Genomic DNA, 13,755 nt, shown 5'->3' on the forward strand with positions numbered 1-13,755 from the left:
CTTAAACCTGTTTAGATCTATATCTTGGATGATACTTCCGTAAAGTATCCGGCGTTATCTGTTTGAGTTCCTCTTCTGGCAGTATTGCTAGTAGCTCCCAACCTATGTCGAGAGTCTCCTCGACTGTTCTTCTTTCATATTCATGCTGATTAATGAACCTCCTTTCAAACTGGTCCGCGAATTCGAGGTACTTCTTGTCTCTGGGTGTTAGAGACTCCATACCAACTATAGCAGATAGTTCTCTAAGGTACTGGCCTTCCGCGTACGCGGCGTAAAGCTGCGCGAACACTTCTCTATGGTCTTCTCTCGTCTTCCCCCGCCCAATACCCTCTTTCATAAGCCTTGATAACGACAAGAAGACGTCTACGGGCGGATATACCCCCTTCCTCCACATATCCCTAGATAGTACTATCTGGCCCTCCGTTATGTAGCCCGTTAAGTCTGGTATTGGGTGCGTTATGTCGTCGTCCGGCATTGTTAGTATTGGCATTATCGTCATGCTGCCCATCTTGCCCATCACTCTGCCAGCTCTCTCGTACATTGTGGCTAGGTCCGTGTACATGTAGCCTGGATACCCGCGCCTACCTGGGACCTCCTCTCTGGCAGCTGATATTTCTCTTAATCCTTCACAGTAGTTGGTCATGTCGGTTAGTATTGTCAGTACATGCATGTTGTATCTCCATGCAAGAAACTCGGCAGCTGTAAGCGCCACTCTCGGTAGGGCGAGCTTCTCTACAGTTGGTGCTGAAGCAGGCGCTATGAACGCTATTGTCCTGTCTAGAGCCCCCATAGACTTGAGCTCCGTTAAGAAGTAGTACGCTTCCTCGTACGTGACGCCAATAGCTCCGAAGACGACGACGAACTTTTCCTCCACCCCCTTAACTGCTGCCTGCCTAACAATTTGCATTGCTATCCTGTTGTGTGGAAGCCCTGAGCCACTAAAAATTGGGAGTTTCTGACCTCTTACCAGGGTCAGCAAGCCGTCTATAACCGATATGCCCGTTTCTATGAATTCCGAAGGCGGGATTCTTAGCGCGGGGTTTAAGGGCTCTCCGTGAATGTCAAGGTACTCTTCGGGTACTATAGATGGCCCGCCGTCTATGGGCTTTCCAAGGCCGTCAAATATCCTTCCAAGCATGTCAGTTGAGACTCCGAGCCTTAGGACTTCTCCGCGCAGTCTAACGACTGTTTTTCCCGGTGAAATGCCCGCGGAGGAGCCGAATATTTGAACGATGGCGATGTCCTTGCTAACGTCTATTATTTGCCCCAGCCTCGTATCCCCTTCTACTTCCAGCTCCACTATCTCGCCGTACTTAGCTCCTTTTAAGGCTTTTACGAAAACCAGCGAACCCCTAACGCTTAGGATTTCCCTAGTAGACTTTGTGATTAGGTGGAGAGAAGACATACGTCTATCACCTCAGGAGCTCTGAAAACTCCGTCTCTATGGTATCCACGACCTCTCTGAATACCCTTTCCCTGAGTTCATCGAGCGTGTAGTACTTCATTCTCGCGATCATGGTCCTGCACTTGAATTCCCTTATCCTCGCTACGGGTACACCCCTCGATACCGCTTCTTTGGCTTTGTTATAGAACAATATTATCGCCTTCATTATCAGGTGGCCTTTTTCCGGTGGCGAATACGCATCCGTGGGCACATAGGCGCTTTGCTGCAGGAAGTCTTCTTTGATCATCCTCGCGACTTCGAGCACCAGCTTATCGTCTTCGGGCAGCGCCTCTGGGCCAACTATCCTAACTATATCGCTCAACTCTGCCTCTCTCTGAAGAATCTTCATGGCGATTTCTCTGAAGACCTCCCATTCGCCGTTCGTAAGCTTGTTCCACCATTCCCTGACGTACGGCACGTAGAGGCTGTAACTTAGAAGCCAGTTTACTGCGGGGAAGTGCCTTCTAGTTGCGAGGGAGTAGTCTAGGGCGTAGAAGCTTTGCACGTACCTTACAGTGCTTCTAACAACGGGCTCGCTGAAGTCCCCTCCGGGCGGGGATATGGCGCCTATTAATGTCAAGCTCCCAACCCTCTCGGGTCTACCGATTGCGATGACCCTGCCGGCTCTTTCGTAGAATTCAGCGAGCCTGGAGGACAAGTATGCAGGGAACCCCTCCTCGCCGGGCATCTCCTCCATTCTACCGCTAATTTCCCTCATCGCCTCGGCCCACCTACTAGTGGAGTCCGCAACCATTATGACGTTGTAGCCCATGTCCCTGAAGTATTCTCCTATAGTGATCCCGAGGAAGACGCTCGTCTCTCTGGCAGCAACGGGCATGTTACTAGTGTTAGCGATAAAAACGGACCTTTCCATCATCGGCCTATTCCTCCTTGGGTCCATGAGCTTGAGGAAGCTCGTAAGAGCGTCGCTCATCTCATTACCTCTTTCACCGCAGCCCACAAATATTGCAATATCTGCATGACTCCACTTAGTGATTTCTTGTAGTGCAACGGTCTTACCAGTGCCAAAACCCCCCGGAACAGCCGCCTTACCTCCCTTAGATAGTGGGAACATGTAGTCTATGACTCTAAGACCCACTATTAGGGGTTCCCCGGGGTCTAGTTTGGACTTGAAGGGTCTAGATATCCTTATTGGCCAAACTTGGTAAAGCTTGACCTCGTACGTGGTACCCTCCTTCTCGACAATGGCCACCACGTCTTCAACGGTGTAATCACCGTCACTCGCTATCCACTTCAAGTTTCCGGAAACACCTGGAGGTATCATAACTCTGTGCACCACTACCGGCGTTTCCTCGACGTAGCCCACTATGTCGCCGCCTTCAACCTTCTCTCCGGGGCTCAGGTCTCTTTCTCTCCTGAAATACCACTTCTTGTTCCTATCCAGTGCAGGTATTTTGAGCCCTCTTCTGATAAAGATGCTTTTCGTCGCTTCTCCAATCACTTTTTCGGGTCTTTGAAGGCCATCGTATATCGATCCTATGAGGCCTGGACCGAGCTCCGCTGAGAGGAGTTTACCTGTGGCGATGACTTTTTCGCCGGGAGTAAGGCCTGTCGTGTCTTCGTAGACTTGGATATAGGTCTTGTCCCCTCTAATAGCGATGACCTCGCCGATAAGCCCTTCTTCGCCAACGTAGACAACCTCGTACATCATTGGTTTAAGGCCCTCGGCTACGACTAAAGGCCCCGCGACTCTATATATCCTTCCGAGCGCTTCCACTACTGTCACCTCGCTTGATTATTGAGCTGCCCTCAGTCAATCTCCAATTAATTAGGTCAAGCCGTATAAAAGTTTTGAGATTCCATTATTGAACCTCACAGATGTACTTCAAACCCAATAAACCTTCTAACTAGGTCCCTGTAGACCTCTATGGGATTCTTTTTTAGATCTTCCACGCTATCCGGTAAGGTAATTAATACTGGGTATAGCCTAGAATGAACGTCTTCGAGCACGTCGCTTGGAGCCCCCTCAACGAGCCGTTTTTGTATCAGTATGATGCCAACATTCTCGGACATGATTATTCTTTTAAAGACTTCAAGGACTTCAGCTTCATTGTAGACTTCAACCACATCCTCGATGCCTAGGATCCTTATCAACGGTGCAAGATCGGGCTTTACGATCGCGACGATCCTTTTCCCGGATACCCTAAACTGTGAGAGCACGATCCCCCCCTATGTACTTGTGTAGCGCTAAGTACCTAATGAAAGGAACTTCGTAGTATTTGTGTACAAGTAGATAGGTAAGTCTATCTATAAGCGAGTGGGGTGTATATAGGAGGTGCTTCAATAACTCATATACGGCCTTTAATTCGTGTACGGTCAATAACGTTGGATCCTCCTTGACGTGTTTTTCTAACTTTTCTGCGACTTCGACAGCTATTTGAATGTACTTAGACGGAGTATTCACTCTCTTGGCAAAATCTTTCAGCTCAACATCGCACATCTCCTTCAGTAACCTGGAGTTTACAACGTACCTGTAAAACCTCAGTAGGGAAAACACGTAGAACACTCTACGGCTGTTCTCCACGGGTTCCAGCCTAGCGACACTGCTAAGTATGTCTACAACCCTCTCAAGATATACTTTGATAAGGCACCTCACAGTGTCAAGCACGCTCTGCCCCCCGCTTACACCTAGACAGCTTATATATGGAGAGAATTCCTTGGGTGGCTTTTTCGCGTGTATTAGGTACTCTACTAAAGGCGCTAAACACCCCATAAAGTATTTTAACTCCAACTTGCGCCTTTCAGCTGAAAGGGCTACTGAGGCTATTTTATCTAAGTCGAATATCTCTATGAAGCGTTTCACATAGCTATTGTATGGCAACGGCATGAAGCTCTCTAGTTCGCTAAACAAGCTACGGTAGAAGTTGTACACTACGTCTTCGGCGTCACCTAGAGTCTTGGTCTGCAAAAGCACGGAGTAAGCCGGTTTAACAATGCCCCTAGATATGGCTGTTTGTATGTCAGCCGGTTCGCTGGATTTTACAATATCTGAAAGTAGGGCCAGATTAGGCGACTTGGCTATTAGTACCGAGACATGCCCATAGGCTCCTTCTCTCGTAAGTTTAAAGCTCATAAGCCGAATACCTCTCTACTAATCTCGCTGAGGGACGCCTTAATGATCTTCTTCAGTCTCGCTTCGTAGCTATTGTCTACAATCACGCTTCCATCAAGTGAAGAGGCTATTACACCCCCCGAGATGTTTAGTTCCCTAATATCGATGCGTATGCCGAGCTCCGTGGAAATAACGCCTGCAACTTTCCTAGCTGTTTCTAGGTCCGCTCCTGACACATATACCACGATTTCACTGCCCGCGCCGAGATCTTCTAGCAGTGCCCTGACGGCCTCTTTCATGAGGCTTGAGAGCGATCGTTCCCGCTGTTGCGGGTTTAATCTATCTAAGTATTCCCTCACAGAGCTCTCAAGCATTTTTAGCATATTGCTTTTAGCTTCGGCTATAAGCATCCGGGCCTTTAAACGGGCTTCTGCGATTCTAGCTTCGTAATTCACTTCCTTGACAACCTTTTCCTTTTCCTTGACTATTTCCTGCTGCTTTAACCTGTATGCTTCGTCAACGATTCTCCTTGCCTCCTCTTCGGCACTATGGATTATCTTTCTTGCTTCTTCCTCTGCCTTGCCCAAGATAGCTCTTCTCAGCTCTGACGACATCGTATATGCGCCTTGTACACGCGTTACACCAGTGCATGGAGGCAATCTGTTAGATAAATGAAACACTAAACCGCTAGTAGCATTGAAGATATTAGGAAGCCGAAGGCAAGCCCTAGTATGCCGAACAGCTCTTCGTACGCGGCCAGCACTATCGTGGATGGAAACAGTTTACCCCCTGTTTTGATTAGCTGTGCTACACCATCAGCGCAAACTTCACCTTGTTTCAACGCAGATCCGAACTCCGCTAGCCCGACGAAGATACTCAGCCCCAACAAGCCCATTGCTACGTGTAGCGGCACGTTACCATGCATTTCTACATAGGTTTTAAGCATCGAGTATACTAGGAATAGGTAGCCGAGGCCGTATACCATCGTTTGCGTAGCTGGTAAGAACGCTAGCGCGTATACCCTGGCTACCATTTTCGGATCTTCAGAGATTACCGAGAGGCCTACCGATGCTGCTTTTTGTATGCCTAGGGTTGTTCCCATTACTGCTAGGCCTTCAGCTATGGGCGGACCCAGGTAAGCTATTGCTGTACCTATGTCAAAAGCCATAATTTTTCACCCAGTATGAAGCATTTAGAGAGAAGTTTTAAGCTTTTATCATTGTGAGAACAGTATACATCACGTCCTTTTATGGCCACTTATGGTAAGCCTTGAGGGCACGTATGCCCTTAACGTTTTTAACCTCCTGTTCATACCTTCATAGAACTTCGACGATATTTCAAGTATACATAACCTTAGCGAATGCACGAATGGGCTTATAGGCGTTAACGCGAAGGCGAAGAAGTGTAATCCGATCGCAGCTAAAACCCCTAACCCGATATTCATAATTACTGCTCCTTCAATCATACAGTTGAAAATGTATGCAAGTATCGCGCTGCCTAGTGCGATGCCAGCTATTCTTATAAATGAGAATACATCTCCTAGGATCCCCACGATGTCAAACAGCCATAAAAGCACCCCTAAAGGCCCCGTAATCTTTATTCTACTTAGTACGAGCACGATTATTGCGGCAATGAGAAGCGTTTTTATTATATTGTAGTTGCTCTCAACAAAGTCTATTCTTGCGATCATCCTATTGGTGTACATTATGTGCAGTATCATAAGCGTGCCCAGCACCATTATCATGATAATTGAGAGCTCGAAGAGTGCTCCGTAAACGTCACGGAGTTTTTTGATGTTCTTCACTAATGCCAATACGTGGGATAGAAAGATCCATACCCACCCCATTACCAGGCTTAGAACAATCAACTGCGTGGCGTCCATGGTATTTATTAGTTGCTGAGGCAACGGGATATACTTACCTAAGAGTTCGCCGAAAAAGCTTTTAGACAGTATTCCCATCACTATGCCGCTGAATCCCCCTATGTAGAGCATTTTCTGCAGCTTTTTAACACCTTCCGAGTTGGGGTCTTCAACAAGTAGTGGAAGCACGTACTTCGCAGCTATTAAGAGCCCTAAGGAGTAGCCTACGTCAGCCATCATCAGCCCGTAGAAGATCACGAATGCATACGTAATGAGAGGTGTGGGATCCCAGTCGGTCTTTGCAGGCGCTCCATTCATTTCCGTTATTAGCTCAAAGGGCCTGAACAACTTGAGGTTACTGAATTCCGCTGGTGGTTCAGCCGCCTCTTCGAACACTACCTGAACAGGATACTTTTCCGCCAGGTCTTCGACTAGTTTTCTCCTAGATCCCGGTACCCACCCTATTATCATGGCGACGAAGTGGGATTTCACGGCTTCGTATAGGGTTTTCACCTTTTCGTACTCCAAGTCGAGGATTACCTTCAGCAACGCTATGTCTTCTAAGCCGTTCTTGATAATGTCCTTTTTTCTGGACACTACTTCCACTAACTTGTTTTTACAATTCGTTAAATCTTCACCGACCTTTTCCATAACCTCCTTTAAACTACGTGATCCGTATCTCCCTACGATCTCTAACCGCTCTACTCCTTTTGGTAAGAATTCTATAACCCTGTTGTAGTCTCGCTTAGTGAGGACTAAGCTTGCTAGCGCCTTCTCGCCCTTCGAAACTAGCGCTATCGTGTACAGAGCCTTCTCTTGTAACTGCGTTATTTGCTCGGGAGAGCCCTGAAAGGTCTCTACGACTATTTCGCTACCGCTATATCTCAGGAACGAGGTATCTGCTTCCGGCTGCTTACCTAAAACCTCAGCTATCAGCGACCTGAACAGCTCTAACTGCTCGATCTCGCCCTTCAATAAAATGGCTAGCTCGTTTAACCCCTTCACTTCTTTAGCCAGCGTGTTAAGCTTCTCTACGAGCTTTCTAACGAGTTCTTTAAATTCACTTGGTTGGGGGACGTACTTGATTCCAACGGTGACTTCTTCTTCTAACTGTAGTGTAAGTTCTTCGTAGAGCTTTCTCCCGTTCTCTAAGAGGCTGTAGTATTCGGCGATCTCCTCGATTTCCTTCCTGTACGCTTCTGGCCTCTCGGGCGTTATGACCTCAAGAACATCAAGTTCAAGTAGCTTCGTTGAAACAGCGTCTAAGTAGTTGTGGGGAGCAATAATGTACGTCTTTACCGCGAAGTCCGGCTCTGATAGAAACAGCTTCTTGGCTTCAACCATAAAGTTCCCTTCACTCTACTTCTACACCTGCAACTGTAGAAGCGATCTTTTTAGCTAGGACGTTAATTTTCCTAGAGCTACTAAGCCTTATTAAAGCGGCCTCTGTCTCAGCCTCGCTGATGATTTTCTCAACTTCTTTCTTCAACCTTTCTTCGAGCTCTATTCTGTAGCTTTCAAGGTCCTTCAGGTAGCTCTTGTCTTCTAAAATCTCCCTAGCTCTAGCTTTTGCATCCTCGATTATTTTTTGAGCTTTTTTCTTCGCTTCTTCAATGATCTTCAGAGCTTCAGCTTCTATGCTTTCAATAACACTACTCATAGCGTTACCCTATTACCTGCTACCTGTCATAGTACCTAGTAGCAGGTTAGCGTTAAAAACTTTATCCCGTACACGGGTCGATTACAGTTACTTAGGCCTTCTCAGTTTAAAGCGTATTATAATGAATTATTGCAGAGGGCGCCATGGAGCTTACCGTAATATCGGATGATAAGATAGGCAGGAAAGGGCTCGTCGCGAAGCACTCGCTTTCAATCCTCGTTGTGAGAAACCTAGAATCCTATTTATTTGGAATGGGTATCGATCCCGGCGTGTTGGAGCACAATTCCAAGGAACTGGGCATTGGTCTAGACACTGTAGACTACGTGGTAGTATCGCACGAGCACACACCTCACTACGGAGGCTACCGCTACATTTCCGCGGAAGCTCCATTTACAGATGTGTTCATACCCTACGGAGCCTCAGAGTCCCTCGGTAGGCTTTTCGCGCGGAATGGTCTCAAACCCAGAGAGGTAAGAGCGTGGACCCAGCTAAGCGAAGGAGTTTACCTGTCTAAGCCCTTTTATGGACCGCCATATGAACACTTCATGGTGTTTGAACATGGGAAAGGATTAGTGGTTCTTTCCGGGTGCATGCATCCGGGGGTGACAGCGTTGTCCAGCATATCCGAGTTCCTCCGCAAAGGGATATACGCTATCGTTGGTGGATTTCACTTAGCAAACGCGCCCAGCACCATAGTGGAGTCTTACACTAAGTACTTAATAGACGTGGTTAAGCCGAGACTAGTTATTCCACTACACTGTAGCGGCAACGAGTTCGTCAATAAGCTCAGGGAAACGGGATTAGTGGAGGTCGCAGAACTCTCTACGGGTGATGAATTCAGAATGTAGTGATGCCCCTCGTCGTTGAGGAAAACTAGACTTGTTCGTTGTACATCATCAGAGCCCACTAGTGCGAATAAGCTCTTACTGCAACGAGCGTAGAGGACCTCATAGCATCGTTCGGCTCGAGGAATGTTTACAAAGGACTGAGCGAGTAGCTATCGGTTGGTGGAGTATCTACGGAGTCTAGGTCCGCTACAATGGCTATTTGAAATATAGTTGAAAACCTGTACCTTAACTCATACAGCTGAGGTTTATAGAGAAAGAGCTTCTTGGGCTTGCCTTCTGGGAGATGTTCTAATCCTAAAATGCGCCTAATGACCGTGGCTTCGAGCTCGTTTTCTACGAAACCCGTTAGGGTGTCCATGTCCGCTCTAACATGTATGATGATGGGGAGGAAGATCTGCTGAGCCTCCTCATCCCTCACGTGCTCTCTAAGCTTTTTAAGTTCACTGCGTCTAAACACGTGAACGGACCCGTCCCTGCAGACAACATGAGGCACTATTTCACTTAGAAGTTGTGCGAGACTTTTCCTAGTTACCGGTAGGTGTTTGTTTGCGATCCTTAATTCCGCTTGGAACATTTTTTCAACGACATCAATCAAAATGCCCCCTATATAGACACTGGTAATACAGCTTTAAATTCGGTACTTAATTTTCACTACCATGTACTGCGCTTTGCGAGCGTAGAGAGGCCTAGGTATAAAGATTAGTAGACCCGTCGACAAGAAGGATTTCTAGGTGGTAGTTAAGAGGTTGCCATAAATTGAGTAGTGCAGTAGTGCTGTTCACTGGTGGAAAGGATTCCGTTTATGCCTTGCACCGCGCAGTTAAGGAAGGCTTAGAGGTAAGGGCACTTGCTACGGTTACACCTCACTATAAGTACTCGATGCTATACCATCAACCGAACTACTTAAGTCTACTAGCGCAGGCACAGGCGCTTTCAACACCCCTTGAAACCATCGGGCTCTATAACCCGGAGTACGAGGTTGAGGCCTTAAAGCACCTACTTGGCAGAGTTAAGAAGAAGTATGGCGTTGGTACCATAGTAACGGGGAGCGTTAAAAGCCGGTTCCAGCTCAGGGTGTTCAACGAGGTTGCCAACCGGCTTGGTTTAAAGATCTACGCGCCTTGTTGGGGTATTAGTGAACTAGAGTACATGAAAGAGCTCCTCGGCAGTGGCATCGAGTTCATGGTTATCTCCATAACGTCCATGGGTATACCGCATTACTTGCTAGGTAAGGTATTTGACATTAACGATCTGGAAAAGCTAATGAAGCTCGCCGAGAAATACGGGTTCAATATCTCTTTTGAAGGTGGTGAAGCAGAAACCCTCGCTGTAAACGCCCCTTTATTTAAGTACAGGCTCGTCATCTATGGGAAAAGAGTCGTCGTATCCGAGTTCGAAGGTTACTTCCAAGTGGAAAAAGTTGTTCTTGCCAAAAAGTAGCATATTAGTGCTTTCCTCGCTCTTACATTTATGCTGAAGACTGCTTCATGTAGTATACTTTGAGCGTCTCAGCTAAATGCTCTGGCTTTGTATACCACTTATCGTACTTGTACACTTGGTTCTCGATTCTGACTACTACGTGGTCTTTTTCATCCCTTATCCTTACTTCTGGGAACCCTTCTCTCGCAATGCTCAGCTCTAATGGCGAGATATCGTGGAACCTTACACCAGGTACTTTGCCTACGAGCTGTACTTTGAGTTGCTTTAAGTACTCGCTCATGGTACCATCCATTAAGCGTGTTTTAATAAGTCTTGCTACCCCTTAAATTCCTTTAAGAGCGCTCAAGAACACCATTGCGGTTTACGCGAATCTGTAGCGCGTACTAAGTCGCAGGCTATTACGCCAGGCCCCTCTAGTACGTTATTCCCAGAAGAGCTAGCCTATCTGCTTTTCCACCACTACATGTTGTATAATTCGAAGTGCTTGACAGCGTTATAGGGGATTCCACTATCTCCCCTAGTACGTCTTTACCGAAGGCTTTTTCCAACTCATCTGCATCCTTTTTACTCCCATCCCATGGGGCTATTATGAGCCCCTTAAATTCCCTGAGCGGCTGGTTACAGTTCTCTGCTATATATGTAAACCTCTTCAAGTGCTCTAGTGCCCTTTGCCTTAGGCTATCGTTTATTTCTCTCCATACTAGGTGTAAGGTGTTTAATAGTTCCTCGACCTTAACGGTGATCTTCGGACCTCCATCCCTTCTAGCTACTGTAACGGTGTTGGTCTCCACCTCTCTAGAACCGATTTCGAGACGCGTTGGCACTCCCTTCATTTCCCAGAAATAGTACTTCCACCCAGGTGTATGTTCGGGGTCTTTATCTAAGAACACCCTGACATTCCTGCTCTCAAGATAACCCCTTATCTTTTCAGCGTAACCTAGCACTTCATTGTCATCCGGTTTAGCGATAGGCACTATAACAACTTGTATGGGCGCGATTTCAGGCGGGAAAAAGAGTCCGACGCTATCTCCGTGTACGGCGATCACGGCGCCGAGAACCCTCTCGCTGACACCGTAACACGTCTGGTAGACGTACTTAGTGCTACCGTCCGTATCCATAAACTTTATATCAAATGCCTTGGCGAAGCGCTGTCCCAGGTTAATTACACTACCTAGTTCTAGCCCCTTACCGTCAGGCATCACGGTTATGAAGTCATAGTTGTACTCTGCACCTGCAAAGGTGTCCCACGGCGGCGTCTTGACTATGAAGTAAGGTAAGAGTAGCCTGTCAAAGAACTCCTTGTAGATGCTTGTTGCTTCCCCAATCTGCTTCTCAGCCTCTTCCATAGTTGCGTGCGCCGTGTGGGCCTCTATGAACCCCATAATTTCCCTAACTCTCAGTATTGGGTGCGTCATTTTCGTTTCATAACGGAAAATGTTTACTGCTTGGTACATCTTCAGTGGTAGATCCTTGCGCCCTCTGATCCAAAGGCTCCACATGTAGTACATCACGGTTTCACTTGTAGGCCTTATGAAGAACCTTTCACTAAACTTCTTCGTGCCTGTACCCTCCACTGAAAAGCTTTCTCCACCAAACCCTTCTAAAAAGTCCTTCTCCTTCGCGAAAATGGATTCGGGTATTAAAGCCGGAAAGTATGCTTCCTGGTGACCGGTCTTTTCAAGTAGCTCGATAAGTATTCTTTGAGTAAACCTAAGCGCCTTTAACCCGTAGGGCCGCCAAACAATCATGCCTTTAACGGGGTACCTTATATCGACTATATCTGCTTCCCTCAGAACGGCGTGATACCACTCATCAAATTTCTCGTACTTGTCTATTCCGATCGCTTTCTTCGCCAAGTTCAATACACCTCGCTATTTGAAGCATGCAAATCGCTTTACTGATTTCATTATCTACAACGGTCTTTAAACTTTTAACTAAGTACTCCACGTACAAATTCGAGAAAGTTTCTTTGAACCCGTGCATTAGCCTTAGAAACCTATAACCCTGCCCGTCACCCACCAGCACTTCACCATTACACGTGGAAGTGATCTCCTCGAGAACGCTCAGCGTGCTTCGGGATAACCCAGCAAAGAGGGATGAGTGTACGTATACTCTAAAAGGACGGGTACAGGCTAGTTCTACCAGGGAGTACGCTGACCTGGTTGTGATCCTCAAGCCGTTAATCACGCCGTGAAACCTAGCGATATCGGTTAACCGCGTAACTTCCTTGCGTAGTTCTAGTCCTTGTTCGTCGACGGCATTTAAGATACGCCTCCACGTGAGCCTGATCCAGTCTTCGGAGGGTTTCACGTTCTTCAGTAGCATTGAAATCACGTTATTTGCTTTCACCAGTACTCCTTGCTTTTCCTGGTTATAACCAAGACCGTGAGTGGAATTGCGGTATAGTAGTGAATTCGGGGTCATCAATGTGAGTGCTGGAATCCCCATTTCCATGTAGGGGTGGCTTTCCAGGAGGAAGTGGTTGTAATTGACCGGTACATGCAGATCTTCAACATACTTGCTCAATATGGGATGCGCAGCAACTACGAGTTCTCCGTTAGATTGAAGCGGTCCTAGCGCGATCGCGTACAGCACTCGTTCAAGCACCCCTTTGCCTTTAAGCACTCTGAGTAAGTATCTCTCCCCCCACGTGTAGTGGTACTCGGTGAGGTCGAGGTCTCCCACCTCTCTCGCTGTGTACGAGATCATCGTTACGTTCACCGGAAGCTCCTGCCCCTTTAATTGCTTCGCCATTGAAAGTAGCATGTTCGTGGAGGTCATTTCAATGCCACCTATTATCGTGTCATGGTGAGATGTTATGTGGACTTCCAGCTCACTGTTGCCGTTTACGCCCGCCACAACCACTCGAGCTGTACCTCTCGCAATATTGGACTCCGCCTCTACATCCACGTAACTTGTAGAAATGAGCTTCGCCACTTCGAGGTCAACGCACAGGACCGGAACGCTCGGAGGCGTTGTAGGCAAGTAAGTGTAGCCGGGCGTGCCTAGTGCTACATCTGCCTTCAAAAGCCCACTTCTGGGGGTCACCAAGGCCACCGCAACGGGATTCTTCCTGCTGAGCAGGTAGACCGCTAACCTGAGCTCTTCATTTCTTCCAGGGTAGTTTATGAGAACGAATTTCCCCTCAATATTGGCTTCCAGCAACCCGTTGAGATCCCCGGACACTACGTTACCAGGCCTAACGCTCAACTTCGCAGGAGGGCTGTAAGGTAGTAGCACGCACGGTAACTCTTTACCATCCGCGATGACGGTGCATCTCCAGTTCCACGCATAGACCGGGACATCCACCACACTGACGTAGTCTGCAATACTGCGTAACGTACTTACAATGTGTTCAACGGCGCGTTTCTCAGCGCCGCTACCAGGCAGTATACTTTGTAATTGCAAACCGCCATCCCCCTTCTACTA

14 protein-coding genes are annotated in these 13,755 nt (G+C 47.4%); 2 read left to right on the plus strand and 12 right to left on the minus strand.

What is annotated here, in order from left to right; translation table 11 throughout:
* Nucleotide 1: 1 nt before the first annotated feature.
* The 8 genes from QXU03_01940 to QXU03_01975 form a co-directional block, all read right to left on the minus strand.
* Nucleotides 2–1,405 carry a V-type ATP synthase subunit B gene (locus QXU03_01940; protein MEM2170506.1) on the minus strand — a complete coding sequence of 468 codons (1,404 nt, stop codon included), beginning with the start codon at nucleotides 1,403–1,405 and terminating at the stop codon, nucleotides 2–4.
* A gap of 7 nt (nucleotides 1,406–1,412) precedes the next feature.
* A complete protein-coding gene (locus tag QXU03_01945) occupies nucleotides 1,413–3,182 on the minus strand; it encodes a V-type ATP synthase subunit A (protein ID MEM2170507.1) in 1,770 nt (589 codons plus the stop codon).
* 95 nt (nucleotides 3,183–3,277) lie between these two features.
* Nucleotides 3,278–3,625 (minus strand): V-type ATP synthase subunit F, encoded by a 348-nt coding sequence (locus tag QXU03_01950; protein ID MEM2170508.1) that lies wholly within the window; start codon nucleotides 3,623–3,625, stop codon nucleotides 3,278–3,280.
* Entirely contained in the window at nucleotides 3,609–4,538 is a 930-nt protein-coding gene (locus QXU03_01955; protein ID MEM2170509.1) for a hypothetical protein, read from the minus strand. Before QXU03_01955 ends, QXU03_01950 begins: the two co-directional genes overlap by 17 nt.
* Nucleotides 4,535–5,131, minus strand: coding sequence for a V-type ATP synthase subunit E (locus tag QXU03_01960; GenBank protein MEM2170510.1), 597 nt, complete (start codon nucleotides 5,129–5,131; stop codon nucleotides 4,535–4,537). The genes QXU03_01955 and QXU03_01960 overlap by 4 nt, the downstream gene beginning before the upstream one ends.
* Nucleotides 5,132–5,196: 65 nt before the next feature.
* Nucleotides 5,197–5,685 carry an ATPase gene (locus QXU03_01965; GenBank protein MEM2170511.1) on the minus strand — a complete coding sequence of 163 codons (489 nt, stop codon included), beginning with the start codon at nucleotides 5,683–5,685 and terminating at the stop codon, nucleotides 5,197–5,199.
* A gap of 69 nt (nucleotides 5,686–5,754) precedes the next feature.
* Nucleotides 5,755–7,722 carry a hypothetical protein gene (locus tag QXU03_01970; GenBank protein MEM2170512.1) on the minus strand — a complete coding sequence of 656 codons (1,968 nt, stop codon included), beginning with the start codon at nucleotides 7,720–7,722 and terminating at the stop codon, nucleotides 5,755–5,757.
* A 10-nt stretch (nucleotides 7,723–7,732) separates the two neighbouring features.
* Nucleotides 7,733–8,038 carry a hypothetical protein gene (locus QXU03_01975; GenBank protein ID MEM2170513.1) on the minus strand — a complete coding sequence of 102 codons (306 nt, stop codon included), beginning with the start codon at nucleotides 8,036–8,038 and terminating at the stop codon, nucleotides 7,733–7,735.
* Between the two features lie 143 nt (nucleotides 8,039–8,181).
* Here QXU03_01975 and QXU03_01980 point away from each other — a divergent pair, with 143 nt between their 5' ends.
* Complete coding sequence (locus tag QXU03_01980; protein MEM2170514.1) at nucleotides 8,182–8,886, plus strand: MBL fold metallo-hydrolase; 705 nt, start codon at nucleotides 8,182–8,184, stop codon at nucleotides 8,884–8,886.
* A gap of 127 nt (nucleotides 8,887–9,013) precedes the next feature.
* Here the strand turns inward: QXU03_01980 and QXU03_01985 are convergent, their stop codons facing one another.
* Nucleotides 9,014–9,481, minus strand: a complete 468-nt coding sequence (locus QXU03_01985; protein MEM2170515.1) for a DUF61 family protein — start codon at nucleotides 9,479–9,481, stop codon at nucleotides 9,014–9,016.
* A gap of 161 nt (nucleotides 9,482–9,642) precedes the next feature.
* Here QXU03_01985 and QXU03_01990 point away from each other — a divergent pair, with 161 nt between their 5' ends.
* The gene (locus QXU03_01990; GenBank protein MEM2170516.1) at nucleotides 9,643–10,326 is read left to right on the plus strand and encodes a diphthine--ammonia ligase; all 684 of its coding nucleotides are present in this window, start codon (nucleotides 9,643–9,645) and stop codon (nucleotides 10,324–10,326) included.
* 28 nt (nucleotides 10,327–10,354) lie between these two features.
* Here QXU03_01990 and QXU03_01995 read toward each other — a convergent pair whose 3' ends face one another.
* The 3 genes from QXU03_01995 to QXU03_02005 form a co-directional block, all read right to left on the minus strand.
* Complete coding sequence (locus tag QXU03_01995) at nucleotides 10,355–10,618, minus strand: hypothetical protein (protein MEM2170517.1); 264 nt, start codon at nucleotides 10,616–10,618, stop codon at nucleotides 10,355–10,357.
* A gap of 121 nt (nucleotides 10,619–10,739) precedes the next feature.
* The gene (gene proS / locus QXU03_02000) at nucleotides 10,740–12,182 is read right to left on the minus strand and encodes a proline--tRNA ligase (GenBank protein ID MEM2170518.1); all 1,443 of its coding nucleotides are present in this window, start codon (nucleotides 12,180–12,182) and stop codon (nucleotides 10,740–10,742) included.
* Nucleotides 12,139–13,734, minus strand: coding sequence for a hypothetical protein (locus QXU03_02005; GenBank protein ID MEM2170519.1), 1,596 nt, complete (start codon nucleotides 13,732–13,734; stop codon nucleotides 12,139–12,141). The genes proS and QXU03_02005 overlap by 44 nt, the downstream gene beginning before the upstream one ends.
* Nucleotides 13,735–13,755: the final 21 nt, after the last annotated feature.

The organism is Desulfurococcaceae archaeon, assembly GCA_038845865.1.
Lineage (GTDB): Archaea > Thermoproteota > Thermoprotei_A > Sulfolobales > Desulfurococcaceae > UBA285.

Excerpts from the sequence above, each read along its gene's own strand:
- QXU03_01940 (MEM2170506.1), bottom strand. The coding sequence starts at position 1,405 with ATGTCTTCTCTCCACCTAATCACAAAGTCTACTAGGGAAATCCTAAGC.
- QXU03_01995 (MEM2170517.1), bottom strand. The coding sequence starts at position 10,618 with ATGGATGGTACCATGAGCGAGTACTTAAAGCAACTCAAAGTACAGCTC.
- QXU03_01965 (MEM2170511.1), bottom strand. The coding sequence starts at position 5,685 with ATGGCTTTTGACATAGGTACAGCAATAGCTTACCTGGGTCCGCCCATA.
- QXU03_01960 (MEM2170510.1), bottom strand. The coding sequence starts at position 5,131 with ATGTCGTCAGAGCTGAGAAGAGCTATCTTGGGCAAGGCAGAGGAAGAA.
- QXU03_01970 (MEM2170512.1), bottom strand. The coding sequence starts at position 7,722 with ATGGTTGAAGCCAAGAAGCTGTTTCTATCAGAGCCGGACTTCGCGGTA.
- QXU03_01975 (MEM2170513.1), bottom strand. The coding sequence starts at position 8,038 with ATGAGTAGTGTTATTGAAAGCATAGAAGCTGAAGCTCTGAAGATCATT.
- QXU03_01980 (MEM2170514.1), top strand. The coding sequence starts at position 8,182 with ATGGAGCTTACCGTAATATCGGATGATAAGATAGGCAGGAAAGGGCTC.
- QXU03_01955 (MEM2170509.1), bottom strand. The coding sequence starts at position 4,538 with ATGAGCTTTAAACTTACGAGAGAAGGAGCCTATGGGCATGTCTCGGTA.